A 24,276-nucleotide genomic window follows, 5' to 3' on the forward strand; every position below is an offset into this window, starting at 1 on the left:
TTGTGGTCCGGGCCGCAGGGCGAACATCCGTCGTCACTCCCTTGAGTCGCAAGGAGATCACCCGATGATGCCCTGGAAGCGTGCGCTCGGAGCCCTCCCCGCGCTGGCGCTGGCGGTCACCGCCGCCGCGGTCCCCGCCGCCACGACGGCGCAGGCCGCCGCCCCCAGCAGCGGATGGAACAACTACTCCTGCAAACCGTCCGCGGCCCACCCCAGGCCGGTCGTCCTCGTCCCCGGCACCTTCGGGAACGCGGCCGACAACTGGCTGGTGCTCGCCCCGTACCTGGTCGACCGCGGATACTGCGTCTTCTCCCTCGACTACGGACAGCTCCCCGGCGAGACCCTCTTCGACGGGCTCGCCCCGGTCGACCAGTCGGCCGCCCAGCTCTCCACCTTCGTCGACAAGGTGCTCGCGGCGACCGGCACCCCGAAGGCGGACATCGTCGGCCACTCGCAGGGCGGCATGATGCCGAACTACTACATCAAGTTCCTCGGCGGGGCGGCCAAGGTGAACTCGATGACCGGCATCGCCCCCGACAATCACGGCACCACGCTGTCCGGGCTCACCAAGCTGCTGCCGTACTTCCCCGGCGCCGCCGACATTCTCAAGAAGGGCGCACCGGGCCTCACCGACCAGGTCGCGGGCTCGCCCTTCGTCAACAAGCTCAACTCGGTGCCCGACACGGTGCCCGGGGTGCATTACACCGTCATCGCCACCAAGTACGACGAGGTGGTCACCCCCTACAAGACCCAGTTCCTCAGCGGCCCGGACGTCAACAACGTACTGCTCCAGGACAAGTGCGCCGCCGACATCTCCGAGCACGTCACCATCGGCCTGACGGACCGGATCGCGTACCACGAGGTCGCCAACGCCCTCGACCCCGCGCACGCCACCCCCACCACCTGCGCCTCCGCCGTCGGTTAGGGCGGGGCCGCCGGATGCGGTGTCCCCTCCCTCGGGTTCCCGGGCGGGGGCGGGGGCACCGCACCGGTTGTATACGGACGCGCCGAGGCACCGGAACCGCGCACCGCGTGCACGGTGTGAGCGTGAACTGCCCGATTGACGCCGGGAGATACACATATGTTTCGCCGGGCATGTGATCAGCCGGATTGTCGGTGGGAGCTGAGAGCATCGGACCATGACGATCAACTGGGATGCCGCGGCCGACACTTTCGACGAGGAGGCCGACCACGGCCTGCGCGACGCCGGGGTGCGTGACGCATGGGCGGCGCGGCTGAAGAGATGGCTGCCGGGCGAGCCGGCCGGGATCCTCGATGTCGGCTGCGGGACGGGCAGCCTCGCCCGGCTCGCGGTCGACCAGGGGCACCGGGTGACCGCGGTCGACCTCTCGCCCCGGATGGCCGAGCTGGCACGGACCAAACTGGCCGGCACGGACGCCGAGGTGCTGGTGGGCGACGCGGCACAGCCGCCTGTCGGCGAGCGGACCTTCGACGTGGTGCTGGCCCGTCATGTGGTGTGGCTGCTGCCCGACTTCGAGGCGGCGCTCAAGCACTGGTGCTCACTGCTCAACCCGGGCGGCAGGCTGGTCCTTGTGGAGGGCGTCTGGGCCGGAGTGGGACTCTCCGCGGGCCAGCTGATGGCGGCGCTCGACCCGCTCACCGCATCCGTGCACCACGAACTGCTCTCGGCCGACCCGGCCCTCTGGGGCAAGGAGGTCGACGACGAGCGGTACGTACTGGTGGCGCTGGCCTGAACCGGGAAGCGGCGGCGGGGGCCCGGCGGACCACCTCCCCTTTCCCTTGAGGGCTGCCGCCGGGGTGGCGGGCCCCCGGTAAGGGAGAATCGCGGGGTGACTCTGAAGATCAACATTGATGCGGACGCCGCCACTGCACCGTACGAGCAGGTGCGGGCCCAGATCGCCGGACAGGCCCGCTCGGGGAAGCTTCCCGCGGGATACCGGCTGCCGACGGTGCGGGGCCTGGCGGACGAGCTGGGGCTCGCCGCGAACACCGTCGCCAAGTCGTACCGGGCGCTGGAGGCCGACGGCGTGATCGAGACCCGCGGCCGCAACGGCACCTTCGTGGCGGCCGCCGGTGACGCGGCGGAACGGGAGGCGGCGGAGGCGGCACGGGCCTTCGCCGAGCGGGTCCTGCGGCTGGGCCTCGCTCCCGAAGCGGCCCGCACCGCGGTCGACGACGCGCTGCGGGCGGCGTACGGGAAGTAGCCCGGCCGGAGTGTTTTCGGCGTTCAGCACGTACGCACGGCAGCGGCTACCGGTGCCGTCGCCTACAGGTACAGCCCCGCGTCCGCGCCCCGTTCCTGTGCGGGGACGGACGCGGGCCCCGCGCCGCGCCGGAGCGCGTACAGCTCCGCGAGCGTCGCGCCGTCCCGGCCGACGCCCTCGTCGGTCCCCAGCCACGCCGTCGATTCCGCACGGGTCAGCGGACCGACCTCGATCCGGGCCAGGCAGCGGCCCGGCCGCACCACGGCGGGGTGCAGTCGTTCCAGGTCCTCATTGGTGGTGACGCCCACCAGGACATTGCGGCCCTGGCCCAACAGGCCGTCCGTGAGGTTCAGCAGCCGTGACAGCGCCTGCCCCGCCGTGTGCTTGGCCTCACCGCGGATCAGCTCGTCGCAGTCCTCAAGGAGCAGCAGCCGCCAGCGCCCCTTCGCCGAACCGTCGTCCTCACCGATGGCGATGTCCATCAGATAGCCGACGTCGCTGAAGAGCCGCTCCGGGTCGAGCACGCAGTCCACCTGGCACCAGTCGCGCCAGGAGCGGGCCAGGGTGCGCAGCGCCGACGTCTTCCCGGTGCCCGGCGGACCGTGCAGCAGGAGCAGCCGTCCCGAGATGTCGTCGGGGGTGACCTTCATCAGGCCGCCCAGCGCGTCGGCCACCGGCGCCGTGTAGTTGGCCCGCACCTCCTCCCAGGTACCGGCCGCGATCTGCCGGGTGGTGCGGTGCGGGCCCCGGCGCGGGGAGACGTACCAGAACCCCATGGCGACGTTCTCGGGCTGCGGTTCGGGTTCGTCCTGCGCGTCGTCCGTCGACTGCTTCAGTACCCTCGCCGCCAGCTCCTCGCTGACCGCGGTGACCGTGACATCGGCTCCGCGGTTCCAGCGCGAGACGAGCAGCGTCCACCCCTCACCCTCGGCGAGCGTCGCGCTGCGGTCGTCGTCCCGGGCCGCTCGCAGCACGGTCGCGCCGGGCGGCAGCAGGGTGAGCCCCTTCTTGACGCGGTCGATCGACGAACTGTGCGAGTACGGCTGCTCGCCGGTGGCGAAGCGGCCGAGGAACAGCGCGTCCACGACATCGGACGGCGAATCGCTGTCGTCGACATTGAGCCGGATCGGCAGGGATGCCTCAGGGTTTGCGGACATGCGCCCATGATCCGGCACCGGGGCGGCCCGTGCACGCGCTTTGTGCCGCGCGTTCTCTCCCGGCGAGAGCGCCGTACGCCCGTCCGGCCCACTGACGCCTTGTCACCGAAGGGGTGAATCACAGTCGTTCGTGCCCCGGGCGGCCGGGAGCCGGGCTTCACTGACAACCAGGCGACCGCAGGCTGTCGCAGCATCGAATACTTGGCATGGACACTTCCAGAAGGTGGCCGTGGGCTGGTACGACAGACGTGGCGGAAATCCTGCCTCAGGGAGGTTCCATGAAATTGTCCAGATTTGTGACTTTCTCATCCTCTGTTCTCCTCGCCGTCGGACTCGCCCTCACCGGGGTGGGCACGGCGCAGGCTGCCCAACCGGCCGCATCCACCGGCTATGTGGCGCTCGGTGACTCGTACTCGGCGGGAGTCGGATCCGGCAGCTATGACAGCGCCAGCGGGGACTGCAAGCGCAGCAGCCTCGCGTACCCGAAGCTGTGGGCCGCCGCCCATTCGCCCTCGTCGTTCGCCTTCGTCGCCTGCTCGGGCGCTCGTACGGGTGACGTTCTCTCCAGCCAGCTCTCGGCGCTGAACTCCTCGACCGGTCTGGTCTCCCTCACCATCGGCGGCAACGACGCGGGCTTCGCCGACACCATGACCACCTGTGTGCTGAAGTCCGAGGCGACCTGTCTCGCGGCGCTCGCGACCGCCAACACCTACATCGACTCGACGCTGCCCGGCCTGCTGGACAAGGTCTATTCGGCGATCTCCGCCAAGTCGCCGTCGGCGCATGTGGTCGTGCTCGGCTATCCGCGCTTCTACCAGCTGAACGGCACCTGCATCGCCGGGCTGAGCGAGAAGGAGCGCGGCGCGATCAACTCGGCCTCCGATCACCTCAACGCGGTGACGGCCAAGCGCGCCGCCGACCACGGTTTCGCCTTCGGTGATGTCACCTCCGCCTTCTCCGGACACGAGATCTGCTCGTCCGACAGCTGGCTGCACAGCGTGAACATCCTCAATCTGACCGAGTCCTACCACCCGACGGCGGCCGGCCAGTCCGGCGGCTATCTGCCTGTGCTCAACGCGCAGGACTGACCCGCCGCCGGCGGAGGAGGCCCGGTGGTCCGGGGCCTCAGGCCGGCCCGGTTCCGCCCCGTCGCCCGGGGCGGAACCGGGCCGGCCAACTCTGGCCGGGGCCAGGTGACTTCGGAGAGTCACCGTCAACCTCCGTATGCCAGAGGTGAATCCGGCGCCCGGGATACACGAGTGCCGCCGAGGGGCGATAGGGTTACTGTGCCCGGGGCCGGGTGCCCTCGTACGGGTGGGGAGTGACATGGAACAGATAGCAATGCGCAGCAGGCCACGAGTGCCTGCGATCACATGCGGAAGCGGTGCGACCAGTTCGCGCCTCGACCGCCATCTCTCGGTGCTCGGCGGCCCTGTCGTCCCGCAGCGCGAGTCGGCGGAGGCGACATCCCTGATGCGTGAGCTCACCTCACGCGATGTCGCCCACTCCAGGACGGGCAGGGGCGCGCGGGTGAAGCTCTTCGCCCCGCTGCGACGGCTGCGCCGTTCGCTCTTCGGCAGCCGCGGCTGAACCTTCCGAACCGGAACGACCGGTCCACGACCGGGCGACCACACCGTCCCGTGCGGCGCTGCTCACGTCCCGCCCGTCATCCCCGGGGCGTCCAGTGGTGCGTCGGTGTGTTCGCCGGGCTCCCCACCCCGACCTGCCTCAACCCGGCCAGGCCCCGTCCGGCCCGTGGGTCCTCCCCAGCCCGCAGGCCGCCCGTGAGAGGTACGGACATGGCGAGCGGCACGTGATGCCGTGCGCGGTACGGACGCCGTACACGTTGCCGATGCCGTGCGCGTTACGGATGCCGCGAGTGGCGCCGATGACCGCGGGGGCTTCAGCCGGTGTCATCACCAAACAGCGGTAACGGCCGTGTCACACCAGGGCGAACTGGCCCTCCGGCCCCTCCTCGTGGTGGTCGAGCACCGATGCGGGGCGGCGGGCCGCCGCGGGGACCGGCAGGACACCTGCCGCCTCCAGTTCTGCCCGCCCGATCCGCGGGCCCGACGCCAGCTTCCGCCGCAACTCCCGCTGTTCGGAGCGGAGCCCGGCCAGCAGAGCCAGCACGGTGATCAGTTCGAGCAGTTCGGAACTCCACTCGGGGGGCCAGCCGGACGGGCGCAGCGCCTCCAGCGTGCCGGGCTCCGCCGGAGCGTTCCTGCGCCCGAACCACAGATCGAGCACCCGCACACCGCCCACCGTGAAGTCCCATGCAGTGGCCGGAACCGGTGAGATACGCCCGGTGCCGAGCAGCAGGGTCTCCTCGTCGGGGTCGTACGCGAGTGCCCCGGGCCGTGGCGGGACGGCTGCCCGCACATAGGGCCGGCGGCCACCGGGCAGCCGGGGCCGGTCACCGCCGCGCGCCCCGCGCAGCTGGATCCGCAGCAGTTGACCTCCCAGTGCGGTTCCGGCCGACCAGAGCTCCGGGTCGGCGGGGAGCGGTACGGCGCACCCGCCGGGCACCGGCCCGGCCGCGGCCATCGCCCAGGCGAGTATCTGCTCGGCGGTGACCTCCTGGCCGTACCGCGTGGTGAGCAGATCCGCCAGCCCCGGTGCGATGTTGGGCTCGGCGCCGCCCGGCCTGCGGTGCAGCGGCCTGATCCGGCCCGCCCGGCCCGCCGGGGTACGGCCGTCCGGGAGCACGGCGGAGACCAGCAGCGCCGGACCCGGGTGCCCGGCGGCCTCGTCCGCCGCCGTACCGGCCCGTGCGGTTCCGCCGCCGCCCGCCGGGCTGTTGCGCGCGGCGCCGTCCCCGGGGGGCCCGGCCTGTTCGACGACGAAGAGCTGATGGGCGTCGGCGACCCGCCACAGCTCCGGGCGGGCCGCGTCGAGCAGTCGATGGTCCGGGATCAGCCACTGCTCGTCGAACGGACCGCATCCCAGCCGGACCGGTGCGGGGCACGGTCCCGTCTCACGGCTGAAGCGGCCCGTGCCGGTGGGCTGTCCCGGCAGCGCGGGTACGGAACTCTCCGGCGTCCTGGCCCTGGTGGGGCGGAAGAGGCGTTCACGTTCGGGTCCGTCGGCCCGTACCAGGGTGTCCCAGCGTGCCCTGAGCGAACGCGCGTCGGGCGCCACCACCCAGTCACGCCCCAGCCGGGGGGACTGCGCCGACCAAGGCATCAGATCGTCGAGCAGGGGAGCGTCATCCGTCACGGTCCGCATGTTAGGGCCTGTCGTCGGAGCGCTGCCCGCCGAGCGACCACCCTTCGGGCCACGACGGCACTTCGGCGACAGGCCGCGGAGCCTGTGGCCGGTCGCCGTGCTCCGGGAAAGCGGGGGAACCGGCAGGCTCGCCTGCCGGTTCCCCCGCCCCAGCTGTTCCGCTCTCTGCTTGTCGGCGGCGGCCGGACGCTACTTTCTGACCACCAGCAGGACGATCACCGCGATGACCACCAGGGCGGCCACCACCGCGGCGGCGATCTTGCCCTTGCTGTACGGCCGTTCGCCGATGACCTCGGCGGTCCGTGCGTTGACCATGACCTGCCAGCTCTTGCCCGCGTAGAGATAGGTCAGGAACCACACCGGCAGCAGCATCAGCTTGAAGGTGAGACCCGAGTACCGGGTGTCCACCGAGTGGACCCGCTGCTCGTCCCCGCCGATATCGGAACGGCAGTCGCCCGTGATGACCTTGGCCATCCGCTCCTTGGCGGTCACCAGCCCTTCCTCCGGCTCCACGTCGTACCGCACGGTCTGGAAACCGGCCAGGTACTCCGGCTGGAAGGGCTTCGCCTCTTCCAGCGGCCAGGGCGTCAGCTTGTCCAGCTGCTTCGTCGCCACGTGGTTGGTCCCCGCGACCAGCACATCGTCGAAGTCGCGGCTGACCGTCCCGGAGGCGGCGAACCAGCGGGTGTGGCGCACCTGACGGGTCTTGGTGACGCTCTGGCCGTTCTCCTCCGTGGTGTAGGTCTCGGTCACGTAGTAGTACTCGCCACGCTGGCCCCGGTAGTGGGAGACCGTCTCCGCGTCATACGTCCAGTGCGGCAGATAGCTGCCTTTGAACGTCTCGGCCTCGCTGACTTTCTTCAGGCTGGAAGGGGCGAACCAGCGGGAGGACGTCCACTTGCGCAGCGCCTCACGTGCGTTGTTGCGGTCCAGGCCGAAGGGGACCACCGCTTCGGGCGCCACACGCTCGGTGGCGTCCGGCTCCGCGACCAGCGCGGTCGCACAGAACTGGCAGCGGGCGGAGAGGTCGTCGGTCTCGGTGTGGGCGCCGCAGCCGGGGCAGACATAGGCCCGCACGCCCGCGGGCACCGAGTCACGCGGCTTGGCGGGCAGCGCGGCCAGCTCGTCCCAGCTGTGCTCGCGCACCTGCCGGGGCAGAGCGGTGACGGCCTGCTCCTGACCGCAGTACGGACAGCGCATCGCGTCGGAGCCCGGTGCGAACTCCACGGTGGCGCCGCACGCCTGGCAGGGGTAGGACCGGGAGGCGGCCGGTCCGGACACGGCGGCCCCGGCGCCCGGGCCGGTGCCGGGCGCGGTGGGCGGGCCGGTGTACTGATCGTCGGTGGTCATCGTCGCCCGGCCTCAGCCCTGCGGGGGGAGCGGCGGCGGCACGGACCCGAAGAGCCCGCTGACCCCGGGCACCTGGTCGGCGGGGAGCCAGCCCGGCATCCCGTCCTTCCAGACGAGCGTCGCGCGCGTCAGCGTGCCCGCGCCCACCAGACCGCTCAGCGTGGCGCTGTCGTAAGGCCCCTGCTGGGCGCCGTCGACACCGATGAACCACTGCTCCTGGGCGGGCAGCGGCGGGGGGCCCGCCGCCTGCGCGGGCGCTGCGGCCGGCGCGGGCGCCGCAGCGGACTGCTGCGGGGCGAGACCGGCCGCCATCCGCTGACCGGCTGCCATCCCCAGGCCGAGCCCCATGCCTTCGCCGACCCCGCTGCCGGGGGTCCGCGCCCCGGCGCCGAGCGCGTCGGCCGCCTGGAACTGGGTGTACTGGTCGAGATTGCCCGCGATGCCCATCCGGGAGCGGGTGTCGATCGCCTGCTCCACCTCCGGCGGCAGCGAGATGTTCTCGATGATGAACTTGGGGACCGCGATACCGACCGGTGTCAGCTCCTGGGTGAGCGCACCCGCCAGCTTCACGCCGATGGCCTCCTGCTGGGTCGCCAGATCCAGCATCGGCACGCCCGAGTTGGCCAGCGCGCTGCCCAGCTTGCCGACTATCAGCTGCCGCAGGTACTCCTGCACCTCCTCGGTGCGGAACTGCGGGTCGGTGCCCGCCAGTTCGCGCAGCAGCGCGGCCGGATCGACCACCCGCGCGGCGAAGGCGCCGAAGGCCCGGAGCCGCACCATGCCGAACTCGGGGTCACGGACGATGACCGGGTTCTGCGTGCCCCACTTCATGTCGGTGAACTGGCGGGTGGTGACGAAGTAGACCTCGGCCTTGAAGGGCGAGTCGAACCCGTACTTCCAGCCCTTCAGCGTGGCGAGCAGCGGCAGGTTCCGCGTCTCCAGGGTGTAGGTGCCGGGCTGGAAGACATCCGCGATCCGGCCCTCGTTGACGAAGACCGCCGTCTGCGACTCGCGCACGACGAGCTTGGCGCCCATCTTGATCTCGTTGTCATGGCGCGGGAAGCGCCACACGATGGTGTCCCGGCTGTCGTCGGTCCATTCGACGATGTCAATGAATTCTCCGCGGATGCTGTCGAACAGCCCCATGGAACCTCCCCCGCTCTCGTTCTCGCACCTTGCCTGACACGCCACGGAACGATAGCAACCGGTTCGGACACCTGGCCGGGCTGTCCACAGGCGCCCCCGCGCACCGGCCGGCAGGACGCCCGTGCCGGCCCGTCGGCAGGTCCCGTACCGGTCTGCCGGCAGGTCAGGGCGCTTCGACCGTCACGGAGAAGGAGAACCGGTCACCCCGGTACCGGATCCGGGCCACGTCCACCACCCGGCCCGCCTCGTCGTACGTCACCCCCGTGTAGTGCAGGATCGGCGAGAGCAGCGGAACCCGGAGCAGTTCGGCCGTCACCGGATCCGCGAGCCGTGCCTCGACCGTGTCGGTGATCCGGCTGATCCGCACCCCGACCTCGTCCCGCAGGACCTTGGTCATCGGCCAGCGCTCCAGATCACCGGGCCGGACGGCGGCCGCGATCTCCGGACGGAGCGCGTTCTCCGCCCAGTTGACCGGCTCCCCGCTCTCGCCGTCGCAGCGCAGCCGGGTGTAGTCGACTACCTCGTCGAGACCGGGGAAGTGCTCGGCCAGCTCGCCCGGCACGGGGACCGGACCATGGCTGAGCACGGTCGTCCGCTCGCCCGACTGCTGGGCGACGATCGCGTCGATCGACCCCAGCAGACGGCGCGGAGCGCTCGGCCGTGCGCCGGGGTCGATGAAGGTGCCGCGCCGCCGGTGCCGGGTGATGAGGCCCTCCGTCTCCAGCTCCTTGAGGGCCTGCCGCATGGTGAGCACGCTGACGCGGTAGTGCCCGGCCAGCTGTTCCTCGGTGGGCAGCCGCAGCGGATCCTGCGGTCGGCGGCCCAGTATCGAGGCCCGCAGCGACTGCGAGACCTGGTACCAGAGAGGCAGCCTGCGGTTCAGGACCAGCGAATCGGGGGCGAAGGCGGTCACATGGGTCTCCGTACGTACGGACGGTCGGCCGGCCGGCACCGGACGGCGGGCGACCGTGGTGCGAGTATCCCTCAGCCCTCCCAGTGCCTGGCCAGCCCCTGCCACACCTCGTCGTACCCGGTCTGAAGATGTCCGGCGCGCGCCGCCTGCGCGGTCGCCGTCACCGGCCATCGCGTCTCGAACATGAAGGCCAGTCCGTCGTCGATCTTCTGCGGCTCCAGCTCGGCGGCGCTCGCCCGCTCGAAGGTCTCCCGGTCAGGACCGTGCGCGGACATCATGTTGTGCAGAGAGCCGCCGCCCGGGACGAACCCGCCCTGGCCGGCCGTCTTCGCGTCGTACGCGCCCTCGATCAGCCCCATGTACTCGCTCATCACATTGCGGTGGAAGTACGGCGGCCGGAACGTGTCCTCGCCGACCAGCCAGCGCGGTGCGAAGACCACGAAGTCGACCCCGGCGAGACCCGGTGTGCCGGACGGCGAGGTGAGCACCGTGAAGATCGACGGGTCCGGGTGGTCGTAGCTGATGGAGCCCATCACATTGAAGCGGTGCAGGTCGTACACGTACGGCACATGGTTGCCGTGCCAGGCGACGACATCCAGCGGCGAGTGGTCGTACTCCGCGGCCCAGAGGTTGCCGCAGTACTTGCTGACCACCTGGACCGGCCGCCCGTCGTCGCCGTCGTCCTCGAAGGCGGCCACCGGGGCCAGGAAGTCCCTCGCGTTCGCCAGGCCGTTGGCGCCGATCGGGCCGAGGTCGGGGAGCTGGAAGGGACGGCCGTAGTTCTCGCAGACATAGCCGCGGACCGATCCGTCGAGCAGCTCGACGCGGAACCGTACGCCGCGCGGGATCAGCGCGACCGAGCCCGGCCGCACGCTCAGCAGCCCCAGTTCGGTGCGGACGAGGAGCCCGCCGCTCTCCGGGACGATCAGCAGCTCGCCGTCCGCGTCGCTGAACACCCGGTCCGTCATGGAGGAGTTGGCGTGGTAGAGGTGTACGGCCATACCGGAGCGGGTGCTCGCGTCGCCGTTGCCGCCCAGCGTCCACAGACCGGCCAGGAAGTCCGTGCCGGGCGCCGGTTCGGGCAGCGGGTCCCAGCGCAGCCGGTTGGGGTCGGGCACGGTCTCGGTGAACGGCGCACCGCGCACCGTGCCGTTGTCGATCCGGACGAACGGCGGATGGGCTGCGGACGGCCGGATCCGGTAGAGCCAGGAGCGCCGGTTCTGCGCGCGGGGCTCGGTGAACGCGGAGCCGCTGAGCTGCTCCGCGTACAGCCCGAGCGGGGCGCGCTGCGGCGAGTTCCGGCCGTGCGGCAGGGCGCCGGGCACCGCCTCCGTGCTGTGCTCGTTACCGAAACCCGAGGAGTACACCAGCGCGTCGGCCGTCTCCCCGGCCCTCTCCAGCGCCGCGGCCCGCTCGGTCTCTCTGGCCTGCTCGGTGGTCGTCATCGCTCGCTCCCGGGTGCCGAAAGAATCCTATGCTCAACAGTAGGATTGCGCTTACCGCGCGTCAACGGGGAGAAACCGGCCGCAACACGGCGCCGGGGCATCATGGAACGCATGCCCGATCCGAACGCGCTCCGCCGCGTCCCCGTACAGCAGCGCAGCGCCGAGCGGCTGACCCGGATACTCGACGCCTGCGCGGACATCCTCGACGAGGACGGCTACGAGCGGCTGTCCACCCGCGCCGTCGCCGCGCGGGCGGCCGTGCCCATCGGCTCCGTCTACCGCTTCTTCGGGAACAAGCGCGCGATGGCGGACGCTCTGGCGCAGCGCAATCTGGACGGTTACGCGGCCCGGGTCACCGAGCGGCTCACCGTCCTCCCTGCGGCGGACTGGCGCGGGGTGATCGATGCCGTACTGGACGAGTACCTCGCCATGCGGCGGACCGTCCCCGGATTCGCGTTCGTCGACTTCGGCGGGCCCGCGGCGCTGGACGAACCCAACCCGAAGGTCGCCGACCGCCTCACCGGACTGCTCGCGTCCCACCTCGGCAGGGCCGCGGACGACCGGCTGCGCCGCAAGGTGCTCGTCGGCGTCGAGGCGACCGACGCGCTGCTCCAACTCGCCTTCCGGGCCGAGCCGTCGGGCGACCAGGGGCTGATCGGGGAGGTCAGGGAGCTGCTGCACGCGTATCTCGGGCCGGTGCTGGACTGAGGCGGGGGAGGGTGGGGCCGGAACGGTCCGACGGGTGGGTCTCTCCGGAGCCCTGCTCCGGCGGTCGCTCCCGCGCCCGCCCCGGTCCGCGCGCCGGTGACCCGTACGCCGGTCCGCTTCCGATGCCCCTGGCGCCGGAAAACTAACATCGCTAGTTTGGGCGGTGACGGCCCTCGCGACGGCCACCCGGCCGGCACCGGCCCGCGCCGTTCCGGCGAGGCGCGGGGGATACGGCACAGCACAGCGACACCGGCAGGCTCTGGAGGAGTGCGATGAAGCCCCACGACGGCATGTACATCGGCGGCGAGTGGCGGCCCGCGGCGGGCGGGGACACGATCGCGGTGGTGAACCCCGCGGACGAGCAGGTCATCGGCCATGTCCCGGCGGGCACCCCGGAGGATGTCGACGCGGCGGTACGGGCGGCCCGCGCGGCCTTCCCCGCCTGGGCGGCGACGGCGCCCGCCGCGCGCGCGGCCAGGATCGGGGCCCTGCGCGACGTGCTGGTCGCCCGCCAGGACGAGATCGCCGAGACCGTCACGGCCGAGCTGGGCGCACCCCTGAAGTTCTCCCGGGCCGTGCACGCCGGAATGCCTGCGATGGTCGCGGGTTCGTACGCCGAACTGGCCGCCGCCCACCCCTTCGAGGAGACGGTCGGCAACTCGAAGGTCCTCTCCGAACCGGTCGGTGTGGTCGGCGCGATCACCCCCTGGAACTACCCGCTGCACCAGATCGTCGCCAAGGTGGCCCCGGCGCTCGCCGCGGGCTGCACCGTCGTCCTGAAGCCCGCCGAGGACACTCCGCTGACGGCGCAGCTGTTCGCCGAAGCGACCGCGGAGGCCGGTCTGCCCGCCGGAGTCTTCAACCTCGTCACCGGTCTCGGTCCGGTCGCGGGCCAGGCGCTGGCCGGGCACGACGGCGTCGACCTGGTCTCCTTCACCGGCTCCACCGCGGTCGGCCGCCAGATCGGCGCGGTCGCGGGCGCGGCGGTCAAGCGTGTGGCGCTGGAGCTCGGCGGGAAGTCCGCCAACGTCATCCTGCCCAGCGCCGATCTGGCCAGGGCAGTGGCGGTGGGCGTCGCCAACGTCATGGGCAACTCCGGCCAGACGTGCAGCGCCTGGACCCGGATGCTGGTCCACCGCGACCAGTACGACGAGGCGGTCGGCCTCGCCGCTGCCGCCGCCGCCAAGTACGCCCCGGGCGAGCGGATGGGCCCGCTGGTCAACGCCAAGCAGCTGGACCGCGTCCGCGGATACATCGAGAAGGGCGTGGAGGAGGGGGCCAGGCTCGTCGCGGGCGGCCCCGAAGCGCCGTTCGAGCGGGGGTACTACGTCAGCCCGACCGTTTTCGCCGATGTCACCCCCGGCATGACCATCGCGCAGGAGGAGATCTTCGGCCCGGTCGTCTCGCTGATCGCCTACGAGGACGAGGAGGACGCCCTGCGCATCGCCAACGGCACCGTCTACGGCCTCGCGGGCGCGGTCTGGGCCGGTGAGGAGAGCGAGGCGGTGGCCTTCGCCCGGCGGATGGAAACCGGCCAGGTCGACATCAACGGCGGCCGGTTCAACCCGCTCGCCCCCTTCGGGGGTTACAAGCAGTCCGGCGTCGGCCGCGAGCTCGGCTCGCACGGTCTCGCCGAGTACCTCCAGACCAAGTCCCTGCAGTTCTGACCCCGGGAGCACCGCACATGGTCCGCGCCGCCGTCCTGTCCGCCACCGGCTCCCCCCTGGAGATCACCGGCATCGAACTGCCGGATCCCGGCCCCGGCCAGGTCCGGGTCCGGCTCGCCGCCGCCGGGGTCTGCCACTCCGACCTCTCGCTCGCCAACGGCACCATGCGGGTGCCGGTCCCGGCCGTGCTCGGCCACGAGGGCGCGGGCACCGTCGTCTCCGTGGGGGAAGGGGTCACCCATGTCGCCGCCGGGGACGGTGTGGTTCTCAACTGGGCGCCTTCCTGCGGGAGTTGTCATGCCTGCTCGCTCGGTGAGGTGTGGCTCTGCGCCGACGCGCTCTCGGGTGCCGGGCGCGTCCACGCCCGTACGGCAGACGGCGTCGACCTCCATCCCGGCCTGAATGTCGCGGCGTTCGCCGATGAGACGGTCGTCGCCGCGAACTGCGTCCTGCCGGTGCCCGAAGGGATCCCGCTCACCGATGCCGCGCTGCTGGGCTGCGCGGTTCTCACCGGGTACGGCGCGGTCCACCACTCGGCACGGGTCGCCCCGGGGGAGACGGTCGCGGTCTTCGGGGCCGGCGGGGTGGGTCTCGCGACGCTGCAGTCCGCGCGGATCGCGGGTGCCTCGGAGATCATCGCGGTGGACGTCTCCCCGGCCAAGGAGGAGCTGGCGAGGGCCGCCGGTGCCACCGGGTTCGTGGTGGCGTCCGGGACGACGGCCAAGGACATCCGCCGGCTGGCGGGCGGCCACGGCGTGGACGCGGCGATCGAGTGCGTGGGCCGCGCGGAGACCATCCGTACGGCGTGGGAGTCGACACGGCGTGGCGGCCGTACCACGGTGGTCGGCATCGGCGGCAAGGACCAGCAGGTCACCTTCAACGCCCTGGAGCTCTTCCACTGGGGCCGTACGCTCTCCGGCTGCGTCTACGGCAACTCCGACCCGGCACGGGACCTGCCGGTGCTCGCCGGGCACATCCGGGCGGGCCGGCTCGACGTCGGGTCGATGGTGACGGAGCGGATCGGCCTGGAGGGGATCCCCGGCGCCTTCGAGAACATGCTCGCGGGCAAGGGCGGACGGGCGCTGGTGGTCTTCGAGTAGGGCCCCGGTGGCGGGACGGCGGACCGGCCGGCGCACGCGTGCCGTCGGCGTCAGCCGCCGTCCCGGACCGGCCGGACGGCCGCGAACTGCACGGCGAGACCGTCCACCAGGGCCCTGAGTCCGGTCTCGAAGGCGCCGTTGTCGACCTTCTGCCGGTGTTCGGCCAGCAGATGCGCCTGGCCGAGGTGCGGATAGTCGGCCGGGTCGTAGGCCGTCTCGTCGTCGACGAAGCCGCGCGCGAACGAGCCGAGCGCCGAGCCGGTGATGAAGTACCGCATCAGCGCCCCGATGTAGGTCGCCTGGGCGGGCGGCCACCCCGCGCGGACCATCGCGCCGAAGACCGCGTCGGCCACCCGCAGCCCGGCCGGGCGCCGTCCGGGGCCGCGGGCCAGCACCGGGACGATGTTGGGGTGGTCGCTGAGGGCCTCCCGGTAGGAGACGGCCCAGTCGTGCAGCGCGGTGCGCCAGTCGCGGCCGTCGCCCTCGTCGAACATCGACAGGTCGATCTGCGCGGAGACCGCGTCCGCGACCGCTTCGAGGATCTCGTCCTTGGTGCGGAAGTGGTTGTAGAGCGAGGGCCCGCTGACCCCCAGTTCGGCGGCGAGCCGCCGGGTGGAGACGGCGGAGAGCCCCTCGGAGTCCACGAGCGCGCTCGCGGTCGTGACGATGCGCTCCCTGCTGAGGAGGGGCTTGCGTGGGCGGGCCATGGCGCACATAGTAGGGGCTGTCATCCAGAAACTAGCAGTGCTAATTTAACTGGATCCGACGGTGTCCGGGCCCGGCCGCTGAAATGAGAGGTGCCCCCATGAATCTGGAGCTCAGCGAGGAGCAGTCCGCGGTACGGCGGCTCGCCGAGGACTTCGTCGCCCGGGACGTCGCCCCGTACGTCGTCGAGTGGGACCGGGCGGAGAGCGTCGACCGCTCCGTGGTGCGCAAGCTCGGCGCGCTCGGCTTCCTCGGTCTCACCGTGCCCGAGGAGTACGGCGGCTCCGGCGGCGACCACCTCTCGTACTGCCTGGTCACCGAGGAGCTCGGCCGCGGTGACTCGTCGGTGCGCGGTATCGTCTCGGTCTCGCTGGGCCTGGTGGCCAAGACCATCGCGCACTGGGGCGACGAGGAGCAGAAGCGGCGCTGGCTGCCCGGACTCACATCCGGCGAGCTGATCGGCTGCTTCGGCCTCACGGAGCCCGGCACCGGCTCCGACGCGGGCAGCCTCACGACGAAGGCCGTCCGGGACGGCGGCTCGGGCGACTACGTCGTCAACGGCTCCAAGATGTTCATCACCAACGGCACCTGGGCCGATGTGGTCCTGCTCTTCGCCCGCTCCACCGACGCGCCCGGCCACCGGGGGATCTCGGCGTTCCTGGTCCCCACCGACACCCCGGGGCTCACCCGGCGCACCGTCCACGGCAAGCTCGGACTGCGCGGCCAGGCCACGGCCGAGCTGGTCCTGGAGGACGTGAGGGTCCCGGCGTCGGCCATGCTGGCACCCGAGGGCAAGGGCTTCTCGGTCGCCATGTCGGCGCTGGCCAAGGGGCGGATGTCGGTCGCGGCGGGGTGTGTGGGCATCGCCCAGGCGGCGCTCGACTGCGCGGTGAAGTACGCGACCGAACGCGAGCAGTTCGGCAGGACGATCGCCCACCACCAGCTCGTCCAGGAGCTGATCACCGACATCTCGGTGGACGTGGACGCCGCCCGGCTGCTCACCTGGCGGGTCGCCGATCTGATCGACCGGGGCGAGCCGTTCGCCACCGAGTCCTCCAAGGCGAAGCTCTTCGCGTCGGAGGCCGCCGTACGGGCCGCGAACAACGCCCTCCAGGTCTTCGGCGGTTACGGGTACATCGACGAGTACCCGGCGGGGAAGCTGCTGCGTGACGCACGGGTGATGACGCTGTACGAGGGCACCAGCCAGATCCAGAAGCTGGTCATCGGCCGCGCGCTCACCGGGGTCTCGGCCTTCTGAACCGGCCCGCGGTCATCGCGGATGAGTAGCCGTACTGAGTAGCTGTGCGGATGTGGCGGGTGCCACATCCGCACGATGCTCTCCCCATGAGTGACACACCGGTCAGACAGCAGAACACCGCCGCCTACTTCGGCCAGGCCGTCGCGTCCTTCGCGGTCGCCCTCGCGGCCATGACTCTGGGCATCCTCAACCTGGACGTCAACGTCTGGGTGCGGGCCTTCCTCGGCCTCGGCCTCCTGTACCTCACCACCTCCGCCTTCACGCTGGCCAAGGTCATCAGGGACCGGCAGGAGGCCGGCCAGATCGTGACCCGGGTCGACCAGGCCCGCCTGGAGAAGCTGCTCGCCGAGCACGACCCGTTCCAGAAGCTCTGACCGTCCCCCCGCCGCCTGCCCTCCCCGGCCGGCGTTCTAAGCGCTTGCTCACCTTCGGGGTATGGTGTGCGTCCTGCAGCAGCGCTGCGTCATGGGCGGAAGGGGCCAGCAATGAGCACGGCGGAGGAGACGGCGGGCGGCGAGGAGCCGTGGGCGGAGGTCGGCCCCGAGGCCGCCAGGCGGCTGCTCGTCGCCGCTGTCGGAGCCTTCGCCGAGCGCGGCTACCACGCCACGACGACCCGCGACATCGCGGGCCGCGCCGGAATGAGCCCCGCCGCGCTCTACATCCACTACAAGACCAAGGAAGAGCTGCTCCACCGGATCAGCCGCATCGGCCACGAGAAGGCCCTGGAGATCCTGGAGACGGCGGCCGAAGGACCGGGGACCCCCGCCGAACGGCTCGCGGCGGCGGTCCGCTCCTTCGTCCGCTGGCACGCCGGACACCACACGACGGCCCGGGTCGTCCAGTACGAACTCGACGCGCTCGGTGACGAGCACCGCGCCGGGATCGTCGGACTGCGCAAGCGCAGCGACGCCGCCGTGCGCCGCATCATCGAAGACGGGGTGCGGACGGGGGAGTTCGATGTCCCGTACATCCCGGGAACCGCCCTGGCCGTGCTGTCGCTCTGCATCGACGTGTCGCGCTGGTTCAACGTGGAGGGGCGCAGTACGCCCGACGAGGTCGGCGCGTTCTACGCCGACCTCGTCCTGCGGATGGTCTCCGCCCGGAAGTAGCGCGGGCCGGTGCCGGCCGCGGATCACAGGGTCCGGCGCGGGCCAGCAGCGCGGGTGGATCAGACGTACGGGTGGACCGGACGTACGGATGGATCAGAAGTAATACCGGGAGACCGACTCCGCCACGCACACCGGCTTGTCGGCGCCCTCGCGTTCCACCGTGACGGCGGCCGTCACCTGGACGCCCCCGCCCGCCTCGGACACATCGGTGAGGACGGCCGTGGCCCGCAGCCGGGAGCCGACCGGCACCGTGGAGGGGAAACGCACCTTGTTGGTGCCGTAGTTGATGCCCATCTTCATTCCCTCGACCCGCATGATCTGCGGGACCAGGGTGGGCAGCAGCGACAGGGTCAGATAGCCGTGGGCGATGGTCGTGCCGAACGGGCCCGAAGCGGCCCTGGCCGGATCGACGTGGATCCACTGGTGGTCACCCGTGGCATCCGCGAAGAGGTCGATCCGCTTCTGGTCGATCTCCAGCCAGTCGCTCGGCCCCAGTCGCTCACCGATCCCGGCGCGCAGCTCATCGGCGGATGTGAAGATCCTCGGCTCTGCCATGCGTGATCCTGCCTTTCCCAACGGTTCCGACGGTCCCGGTGGCCGCGGCGCTCCGGCGGCCCCGGTGAAGTGTCCAAGCGCTTGCTCAGCATTGTCGGGTGCGGCCGCCCCTGTCAACGACCGGCCGCACCGCCGGTGCTGATCAGGGTCGCGGGACATCGTCAGGAACAGACCGGACACCGGCGGAAAGGGGGCGGGACTCCGGCAGGAACAGACCAGACCCCCTCAGGAACGGGGCAGTAGGCTTCGCGGAGTGCCGCACCTTCCGGAGAAGATCCACGAACTCACCGTCGGCCAGCTCTCCGCGCGGAGCGGAGCCGCCGTCTCCGCCCTGCACTTCTACGAGAGCAAGGCCCTGATCACCAGCCGCAGGACAAGCGGCAACCAGCGCCGCTACACCCGGGACGCGCTGCGCCGCGTCGCCTTCATCCGGGCTGCGCAGCGGGTCGGCATCCCGCTCGCCACGATCAGGGACGCGCTCGCCGAGCTGCCCGACGAGCGCACGCCCAACCGCGAGGACTGGGCGCGCCTCTCCGCCGCCTGGCGCTCCGAGCTCGACGGTCGCATCGCCCAGCTCGGCATGCTCCGCGACCATCTCACCGACTGCATCGGCTGCGGCTGTCTGTCGCTGGAGAACTGCGTCCTGTCCAACCCGGACGATGTCTTCGGCGACCGTATGACCGGATCGAGGCTGCTCCCCGGCCCGCCGGAACCGGATCCGGAGGGCGGGACCGGCTGACGGACGGTCCCGCCGGTGCTCAGGCCGCCGAGGCCAGGGAGGAGTGACCGGCGCTCCGCGCGCGGGCCAGCGCGGTGGAGGTCAGGGCGGGCTGCGGTACGAGGATCCCGCAGCGGTTGCAGACGGGCCCCGACCACGGCTCCCGGCCGCCCCGCGAGGTCCAGGTGATCGTCTTCCCGGTGCACACCGGGCAGGCGCCGGCCGGGTCGGCCCTCAGGGCGGAAATCAGCCGCCGCAGAACCTCCGCCAGCGGCCGGGACGGGTGCACGGCGGGGTCCCCGCACCAGGCCACACCGCAGCCGCCCCAGGTGCGCCGGTGCCAGTCGTCGAAGGCGCCGGGACGCCTTATCCCCTCGTGCTTCTCCCGCTTGCGCCGTTCCGCGAACTCCGCCTCGTAGGCGAGCCAGACGGTCCGCGCCTCTTCGAGTTCGTCGAGCGCGGCCACCAGCCGCGCCGGATCCGGGGCCCGGTCCTCGGGCCCGATGTGATGCCTGGCACACAGATGATCCCAGGTCGCCCTGTGTCCGTACGGGGCAAACCTCTCCAGACACTTGCGCAGCGAATACCGCCGCAGGGCAAGGTCGTGGTGGGGATCGCGCACCTGTCTCGCGAGACTCCGGAAACCGGCCATCGCACTGCCACCTCCGTCGCTGAATGCTGCTGCGTCAGTGAATGGACGTACGGCTACCCGATTCGGCTCCATCGAATTCCCGATGGGTGCCATCACCGATGCGGCCTCTCCCGCACCTGTGTGGTGATTCGGAAAAGGTGACGCATGTTCACCTTACTGACGGGTCACCTCGCCAGTAACGTCCGTTCCCATCGGCTTCCCCCTCAGGAGCATTCATGCGACGACGTACCGGAAAGCTCAGAACTGGCATCGCGATAGCGGTGTTCGCACTCGGCGCCGGCCTGATGACCCCGCTGCCGCAGGCGACCGCCGCGGCGGCGGATCCCGGCACCGACTACTGCAAGAGCCAGTGCAACGACATCATGCCGCCGGGTGAGAACGGCAATGCCACCCTCGCCCAGATCCTCGCCCACCGTGCGCTGGGCACCCGTCCCGAACACAGCGCCGACCAGCTCGGACCGTACGACGCGCTGCCCGCCGGGGCCCCCTCGCTCACCGACTCCACGCTGAACAACTTCTTCAACGACGGCTCGTTCGGCGTCCCCGACGACCAGGTCGCCTCGGTCACCAAGCCGCGCGACGACGTCAGCATCACCCGGGACAAGAAGACCGGCGTCCCGCACATCAAGGGCACCACGCGCTACGGAACCGAGTTCGGCGCCGGATACGCGGCAGGCCAGGACCGGCTCTGGCTGATGGACCTCTTCCGGCACATCGGCAGGGGCGAGCTCACCTCCTTCGCCGGCGGCGCACTCGCCAACCAGGGCCTGGAGCAGGAGTTCTGGCCGCAGGCCCCGTACACCGAGCAGGACCTCCAGGACCAGGTCGACCGGATCGCGGCCCAGGGCGCCCGGGGCAAGCAGGCCATGGACGACGCCCAGGCGTATGTCGACGGCATCAACGCCTACCGGCAGAAGTCGAAGGACGGCCGCTACTTCCCCGGTGAGTACGTCCTCACCGGGAAGATCAACGCGATCACCAACGCCGGGGAGATCGAGCCCTTCAAGATCACGGACATGATCGCGCTTGCCTCGGTGGTCGGCGGTCTCTTCGGCGGCGGCGGTGGCGGCGAGGTGCAGGCCGCGCTCTCGCTGCTCTCCGCCCAGCAGAAGTACGGCGTCACCGAGGGCAGCAAGGTCTGGGAGTCCTTCCGGGAGCGCAACGACCCGGAGGCCACCCTCACCGTCCACGACGGCACCAGCTTCCCCTACGCGGACAAACCGGCCGATCCCAAGGGCACCGCGATGCCCGACCCGGGCTCGGTGAAGGCCGAACCGCTGGTGTACGACAGGACCGGCGGCGCCAAGACCGCGGCGAAGACCCCGGTCAAGGCGTCGAAGAAACTCAAGCCGGTCCAGGGCATGTACGACAACGGGGTGCTCCCGGCGGACCTGTTCAGCAGCAAGAAGGGCATGTCCAACGCCCTTGTCGTCTCGGGTCAGCACACCGCGAGCGGAAACCCCGTCGCCGTGTTCGGTCCGCAGACCGGATACTTCCTGCCGCAGCTGCTGATGCTCCAGGAACTCCAGGGGCCCGGCATCAGTGCCCGCGGTGTCTCCTTCGCCGGTGTCGGCATGTACATCCAGCTGGGCCGCGGCCAGGACTACGCGTGGAGCGCCACATCGGCCGGCCAGGACATCACCGACACCTACGCGGTGGAGCTCTGCCAGGACGACACCCACTACCTCTTCAGGGGCGTCTGCACCCCGATGGAGAAGATGGAGCGGACCAACTCCTGGAAGCCCACCGTCGCCGACTCCACGGCGGCCGGCTCCTACCGGATGCAGGTCTACCGCACCAAGTACGGCATCGTGACCCACCGCGCCACCGTCGACGGCAAACCCGTCGCCTACACCTCGCTGCGCAGTACGTACGGGCATGAGGCCGACTCGATCGTGGGCTTCCAGATGATGAACGACCCGGGGTACGTGAAGGACGCCAAGACCTTCCAGCAGGCCGCCGACCACATCGGCTACACCTTCAACTGGTTCTACGCCGACTCCCGCCAGGCCGCCTACTTCAACAGCGGGATGAACCCGGTGCGCGCCGCCGGGGTCGATGCCTCGCTGCCCGTCAAGGCCGAACCGGCCTACGAGTGGAAGGGCTTCGACCCCGACCACCACACCACCGACGTCACCCCGGCCACCCAGCATCCGCAGTCCGTGGGCCAGGACTACTACGTCTCCTGGAACAACAAACAGGCCAAGGACTACGCGTCGGCCGGGTTCGGCAACGGCTCGGTGCACCGGGTCGACCTGCTGGGTGACCGGGTGGCGAAACTCGTCGCCAAGGGCGGCGTCACCCGTGCCGCGCTGACCCGCGCCATGGCCGAGGCCGCCGTCACCGATCTGCGCGGCGAGGACGTTCTGCCCGAACTGCTCGACGTCGTACGGAGCCAGCCGGTCACCGACCCGGCGGAGGCCAAGGCGGTCGAGCAGCTGGAGGCGTGGGTGTCCGACGGCGCCCAGCGCAAGGAGAACGCCCAGAGCTCGCACGTCTACACCCACCCCGACGCCGTGCGGATCATGGACGCCTGGTGGCCGCTGCTGGTGCAGGCCGAGTTCAAGCCGGGGCTCGGCGACGACCTCTACTCGGCGCTCACCGCCAACCTCTCCATCGACGAGTCGCCCTCGGCGGGCCACGGACCGACCGGGGCACACGCCGGATCCGCCTTCCAGTACGGCTGGTGGAGCTATGTCGACAAGGACATCCGCACGGTCCTGGGGCGCCCGGTGCAGGGCAAGCTGGGCAAGACGTACTGCGGCGGGGGCGATCTGAGCGCCTGCCGGGACGCGCTGCTCACCACGCTCGGCCAGGCGGCCGCCAAGACCCCGGCGCAGGTCTACCCCGGTGACGACAGCTGCGCCGCCGGTGACCAGTGGTGCTCGGACGCGATCATCCACCGTCCGCTGGGCGGGCTGCAGTTCTGGCCCATCCAGTGGCAGAACCGGCCTACGTACCAGCAGGTCGTGGAGTTCCCCTCGCACCGGTAACCGTAAGGGGACACAGAGACGGCCACGGGCCGGACCGGATGACTCCGGTCCGGCCCGCGGTGGCTGCTCGGCGTCATGTCGGATGTTGCTCAGCGGTACGTCAGATACCGCTCGCGCACGGCCCGGAAGGCGGCGAGTTCGCCCTGCCAGGCCGCCACCACCTCATCGGTGTCCGCGCCCTTGTCGATCATCGTGCGGACCCTGGTCGATCCGGTCAGCTTGTCGATCCAGTCGTCGGAACGCCAGGCGAACCCGGACCAGACCTTCTTCGCCGTCACCAGCAGCCCGACGGCGGTCCGCACCGGGTCGAACGCCGTACGGTCCTGGACATGGAGCTGGACACCGCCAACCGTCTTCCCCTCGAACTTGGAGAAGGTCGGCGCGAAGTACGCCTCGCGGAAGACGACCCCGGGCAGATCGAGCGTGTTGGCGGCCTCCGCCCACCGCCGGTCGATCCCCTCGGCCCCCAGCAGCTCGAACGGCCTGGTGGTGCCCCGCCCCTCGGAGAGGCTGGTCCCCTCGAAGAGACAGGTCCCCGAGTAGACCAGAGCCGTGTCGGGCGTGGGCATGTTCGGGCTCGGCGGCACCCACGGCAGCCCTGTCGCGTCGAAGAAGTCGCCGCGCCGCCAGCCGGACATCCGTACCGTCTCCAACTTCACCCTGCCCGCCAGGAACTCGCCGTTGAAGAGCCGGGCCAGCTCCGTCACCGTCATCCCGTGCGCCTGCGCGATCGGCTGCCGCCCGACGAACGTCGCGAACCCCTTGTGCAGCACCGGGCCGAGCGCGGCCCGCCCGGTCACCGGATTCGGCCGGTCGAGCACCACGAAGCGCAGCCCCGCGAGCGCCGCCGCCTCCATGCAGTCGTAGAGCGTCCAGATGTACGTGTAGAAGCGGGCGCCCGCGTCCTGGATGTCGAAGACCACCGTGTCCACACCGGACGCGGTGAAGATGTCAGCGAGGGGCTGCCCGCTTCTGGTGTACGTGTCGTACACCGGAAGCCCGGTCGCCGGGTCGTCGTACCGGCCCTCCGAACCGCCCGCCTGCGCCGTGCCGCGGAAGCCGTGCTCGGGGCCGAAGACGGCGGTGAGGTTCACCCGCCGGTCGGCGTGCATGACATCGACGATGTGCCGGACGTCCTGGGTGACCCCGGTCGGATTGGTGACGATCCCGACGCGCTCCCCGTCGAGCAGGGCGTAGCCGTCGGCGGCCAGCCGGTCGAAGCCGGTACGCACCCGGGCGCGCCTCCCGCGCGCGGCGGCCGGTTCCGCCGTGGCGCCCACGGCTCCCAGCGCACCCACGGCTCCGCTCGCGGCCAGCAGCCCCCGCCTGGAAAGGTTCATCGGGATACCTCCATGATCTCGCCGAGTGTCATGGCCACGCAGGCTA

General features: G+C 71.2%; 22 protein-coding genes and 1 pseudogene. 13 read left to right on the forward strand and 10 right to left on the reverse strand.

Translation table 11 applies throughout. The annotated features are described in order from the left end of the window. Window positions 1–64: 64 nt before the first annotated feature. From ACWGKJ_RS24260 to ACWGKJ_RS24270, 3 genes and pseudogenes are all read left to right on the forward strand, one after another. Complete coding sequence (locus ACWGKJ_RS24260) at window positions 65–925, forward strand: esterase/lipase family protein (RefSeq protein WP_385020163.1); 861 nt, start codon at window positions 65–67, stop codon at window positions 923–925. 214 nt (window positions 926–1,139) lie between these two features. Continuing rightward, window positions 1,140–1,712 (forward strand): annotated as a pseudogene (locus tag ACWGKJ_RS24265) (class I SAM-dependent methyltransferase); the annotation flags it as partial. A 99-nt stretch (window positions 1,713–1,811) separates the two neighbouring features. Next, a complete protein-coding gene (locus ACWGKJ_RS24270; protein WP_385020160.1) occupies window positions 1,812–2,186 on the forward strand; it encodes a GntR family transcriptional regulator in 375 nt (124 codons plus the stop codon). 62 nt (window positions 2,187–2,248) lie between these two features. Here ACWGKJ_RS24270 and ACWGKJ_RS24275 read toward each other — a convergent pair whose 3' ends face one another. Beyond that, complete coding sequence (locus ACWGKJ_RS24275; RefSeq protein ID WP_385020157.1) at window positions 2,249–3,343, reverse strand: DUF5925 domain-containing protein; 1,095 nt, start codon at window positions 3,341–3,343, stop codon at window positions 2,249–2,251. A 278-nt stretch (window positions 3,344–3,621) separates the two neighbouring features. On the opposite strand from ACWGKJ_RS24275, the gene ACWGKJ_RS24280 reads away from it, so the two are divergent. Both ACWGKJ_RS24280 and ACWGKJ_RS24285 read left to right on the forward strand, forming a co-directional pair. Then, the gene (locus tag ACWGKJ_RS24280; RefSeq protein ID WP_385020154.1) at window positions 3,622–4,431 is read left to right on the forward strand and encodes an SGNH/GDSL hydrolase family protein; all 810 of its coding nucleotides are present in this window, start codon (window positions 3,622–3,624) and stop codon (window positions 4,429–4,431) included. Window positions 4,432–4,669: 238 nt separating this feature from the next. Then, window positions 4,670–4,933 carry a hypothetical protein gene (locus tag ACWGKJ_RS24285; RefSeq protein ID WP_385023383.1) on the forward strand — a complete coding sequence of 88 codons (264 nt, stop codon included), beginning with the start codon at window positions 4,670–4,672 and terminating at the stop codon, window positions 4,931–4,933. Window positions 4,934–5,284: 351 nt separating this feature from the next. Here the strand turns inward: ACWGKJ_RS24285 and ACWGKJ_RS24290 are convergent, their stop codons facing one another. The 5 genes from ACWGKJ_RS24290 to hmgA form a co-directional block, all read right to left on the reverse strand. After that, window positions 5,285–6,571, reverse strand: coding sequence for a type ISP restriction/modification enzyme (locus ACWGKJ_RS24290; protein ID WP_385023385.1), 1,287 nt, complete (start codon window positions 6,569–6,571; stop codon window positions 5,285–5,287). Window positions 6,572–6,760: 189 nt separating this feature from the next. After that, entirely contained in the window at window positions 6,761–7,921 is a 1,161-nt protein-coding gene (locus tag ACWGKJ_RS24295) for a hypothetical protein (protein WP_385023387.1), read from the reverse strand. Between the two features lie 12 nt (window positions 7,922–7,933). Beyond that, window positions 7,934–9,067, reverse strand: a complete 1,134-nt coding sequence (locus tag ACWGKJ_RS24300; RefSeq protein WP_385023389.1) for an SPFH domain-containing protein — start codon at window positions 9,065–9,067, stop codon at window positions 7,934–7,936. Between the two features lie 163 nt (window positions 9,068–9,230). Further along, the gene (locus tag ACWGKJ_RS24305) at window positions 9,231–9,980 is read right to left on the reverse strand and encodes a GntR family transcriptional regulator (protein WP_385023391.1); all 750 of its coding nucleotides are present in this window, start codon (window positions 9,978–9,980) and stop codon (window positions 9,231–9,233) included. A 71-nt stretch (window positions 9,981–10,051) separates the two neighbouring features. Next, window positions 10,052–11,425 carry a homogentisate 1,2-dioxygenase gene (gene hmgA, locus ACWGKJ_RS24310; protein ID WP_385023393.1) on the reverse strand — a complete coding sequence of 458 codons (1,374 nt, stop codon included), beginning with the start codon at window positions 11,423–11,425 and terminating at the stop codon, window positions 10,052–10,054. 102 nt (window positions 11,426–11,527) lie between these two features. Between hmgA and ACWGKJ_RS24315 the strand changes: the two genes are divergently transcribed. The 3 genes from ACWGKJ_RS24315 to ACWGKJ_RS24325 all read left to right on the forward strand — a co-directional run bounded on the left by ACWGKJ_RS24315 (window position 11,528) and on the right by ACWGKJ_RS24325 (window position 14,900). After that, window positions 11,528–12,133 carry a TetR family transcriptional regulator gene (locus ACWGKJ_RS24315; protein ID WP_385023395.1) on the forward strand — a complete coding sequence of 202 codons (606 nt, stop codon included), beginning with the start codon at window positions 11,528–11,530 and terminating at the stop codon, window positions 12,131–12,133. A 272-nt stretch (window positions 12,134–12,405) separates the two neighbouring features. Further along, window positions 12,406–13,800: an aldehyde dehydrogenase family protein gene (locus ACWGKJ_RS24320; RefSeq protein WP_385023397.1), complete on the forward strand. Its 1,395-nt coding sequence runs from the start codon at window positions 12,406–12,408 to the stop codon at window positions 13,798–13,800. Window positions 13,801–13,817: 17 nt separating this feature from the next. Next, window positions 13,818–14,900 carry a Zn-dependent alcohol dehydrogenase gene (locus ACWGKJ_RS24325; protein ID WP_385023399.1) on the forward strand — a complete coding sequence of 361 codons (1,083 nt, stop codon included), beginning with the start codon at window positions 13,818–13,820 and terminating at the stop codon, window positions 14,898–14,900. A 50-nt stretch (window positions 14,901–14,950) separates the two neighbouring features. On the opposite strand, the gene ACWGKJ_RS24330 is transcribed toward ACWGKJ_RS24325, so the two are convergent. Beyond that, on the reverse strand, window positions 14,951–15,607 hold the full coding sequence (locus ACWGKJ_RS24330; RefSeq protein WP_385023401.1) for a TetR/AcrR family transcriptional regulator: 657 nt from the start codon (window positions 15,605–15,607) through the stop codon (window positions 14,951–14,953). Window positions 15,608–15,705: 98 nt separating this feature from the next. Here ACWGKJ_RS24330 and ACWGKJ_RS24335 point away from each other — a divergent pair, with 98 nt between their 5' ends. The 3 genes from ACWGKJ_RS24335 (at window position 15,706) to ACWGKJ_RS24345 (ending at window position 17,972) form a co-directional block, all read left to right on the forward strand. Next, window positions 15,706–16,863 carry an acyl-CoA dehydrogenase family protein gene (locus tag ACWGKJ_RS24335; protein WP_385023403.1) on the forward strand — a complete coding sequence of 386 codons (1,158 nt, stop codon included), beginning with the start codon at window positions 15,706–15,708 and terminating at the stop codon, window positions 16,861–16,863. An 86-nt stretch (window positions 16,864–16,949) separates the two neighbouring features. After that, the gene (locus ACWGKJ_RS24340) at window positions 16,950–17,237 is read left to right on the forward strand and encodes a YiaA/YiaB family inner membrane protein (protein WP_385023405.1); all 288 of its coding nucleotides are present in this window, start codon (window positions 16,950–16,952) and stop codon (window positions 17,235–17,237) included. Between the two features lie 111 nt (window positions 17,238–17,348). Continuing rightward, on the forward strand, window positions 17,349–17,972 hold the full coding sequence (locus tag ACWGKJ_RS24345; protein ID WP_385023407.1) for a TetR/AcrR family transcriptional regulator: 624 nt from the start codon (window positions 17,349–17,351) through the stop codon (window positions 17,970–17,972). Between the two features lie 93 nt (window positions 17,973–18,065). Here the strand turns inward: ACWGKJ_RS24345 and ACWGKJ_RS24350 are convergent, their stop codons facing one another. Next, window positions 18,066–18,527 carry a MaoC family dehydratase gene (locus ACWGKJ_RS24350; protein ID WP_385023409.1) on the reverse strand — a complete coding sequence of 154 codons (462 nt, stop codon included), beginning with the start codon at window positions 18,525–18,527 and terminating at the stop codon, window positions 18,066–18,068. A gap of 253 nt (window positions 18,528–18,780) precedes the next feature. On the opposite strand from ACWGKJ_RS24350, the gene soxR reads away from it, so the two are divergent. After that, the gene (gene soxR / locus ACWGKJ_RS24355; RefSeq protein ID WP_385023411.1) at window positions 18,781–19,266 is read left to right on the forward strand and encodes a redox-sensitive transcriptional activator SoxR; all 486 of its coding nucleotides are present in this window, start codon (window positions 18,781–18,783) and stop codon (window positions 19,264–19,266) included. Window positions 19,267–19,285: 19 nt separating this feature from the next. Here the strand turns inward: soxR and ACWGKJ_RS24360 are convergent, their stop codons facing one another. Further along, window positions 19,286–19,897 (reverse strand): hypothetical protein, encoded by a 612-nt coding sequence (locus tag ACWGKJ_RS24360; protein ID WP_385023413.1) that lies wholly within the window; start codon window positions 19,895–19,897, stop codon window positions 19,286–19,288. 215 nt (window positions 19,898–20,112) lie between these two features. Between ACWGKJ_RS24360 and ACWGKJ_RS24365 the strand changes: the two genes are divergently transcribed. Continuing rightward, window positions 20,113–22,890 (forward strand): penicillin acylase family protein, encoded by a 2,778-nt coding sequence (locus ACWGKJ_RS24365; protein WP_385023415.1) that lies wholly within the window; start codon window positions 20,113–20,115, stop codon window positions 22,888–22,890. An 89-nt stretch (window positions 22,891–22,979) separates the two neighbouring features. Here ACWGKJ_RS24365 and ACWGKJ_RS24370 read toward each other — a convergent pair whose 3' ends face one another. Then, complete coding sequence (locus ACWGKJ_RS24370; RefSeq protein WP_385023418.1) at window positions 22,980–24,230, reverse strand: exo-beta-N-acetylmuramidase NamZ family protein; 1,251 nt, start codon at window positions 24,228–24,230, stop codon at window positions 22,980–22,982. Between the last annotated feature and the right edge of the window lie 46 nt (window positions 24,231–24,276).

The sequence above is a fragment of the Streptomyces sp. NPDC054757 genome (genome assembly GCF_053612185.1).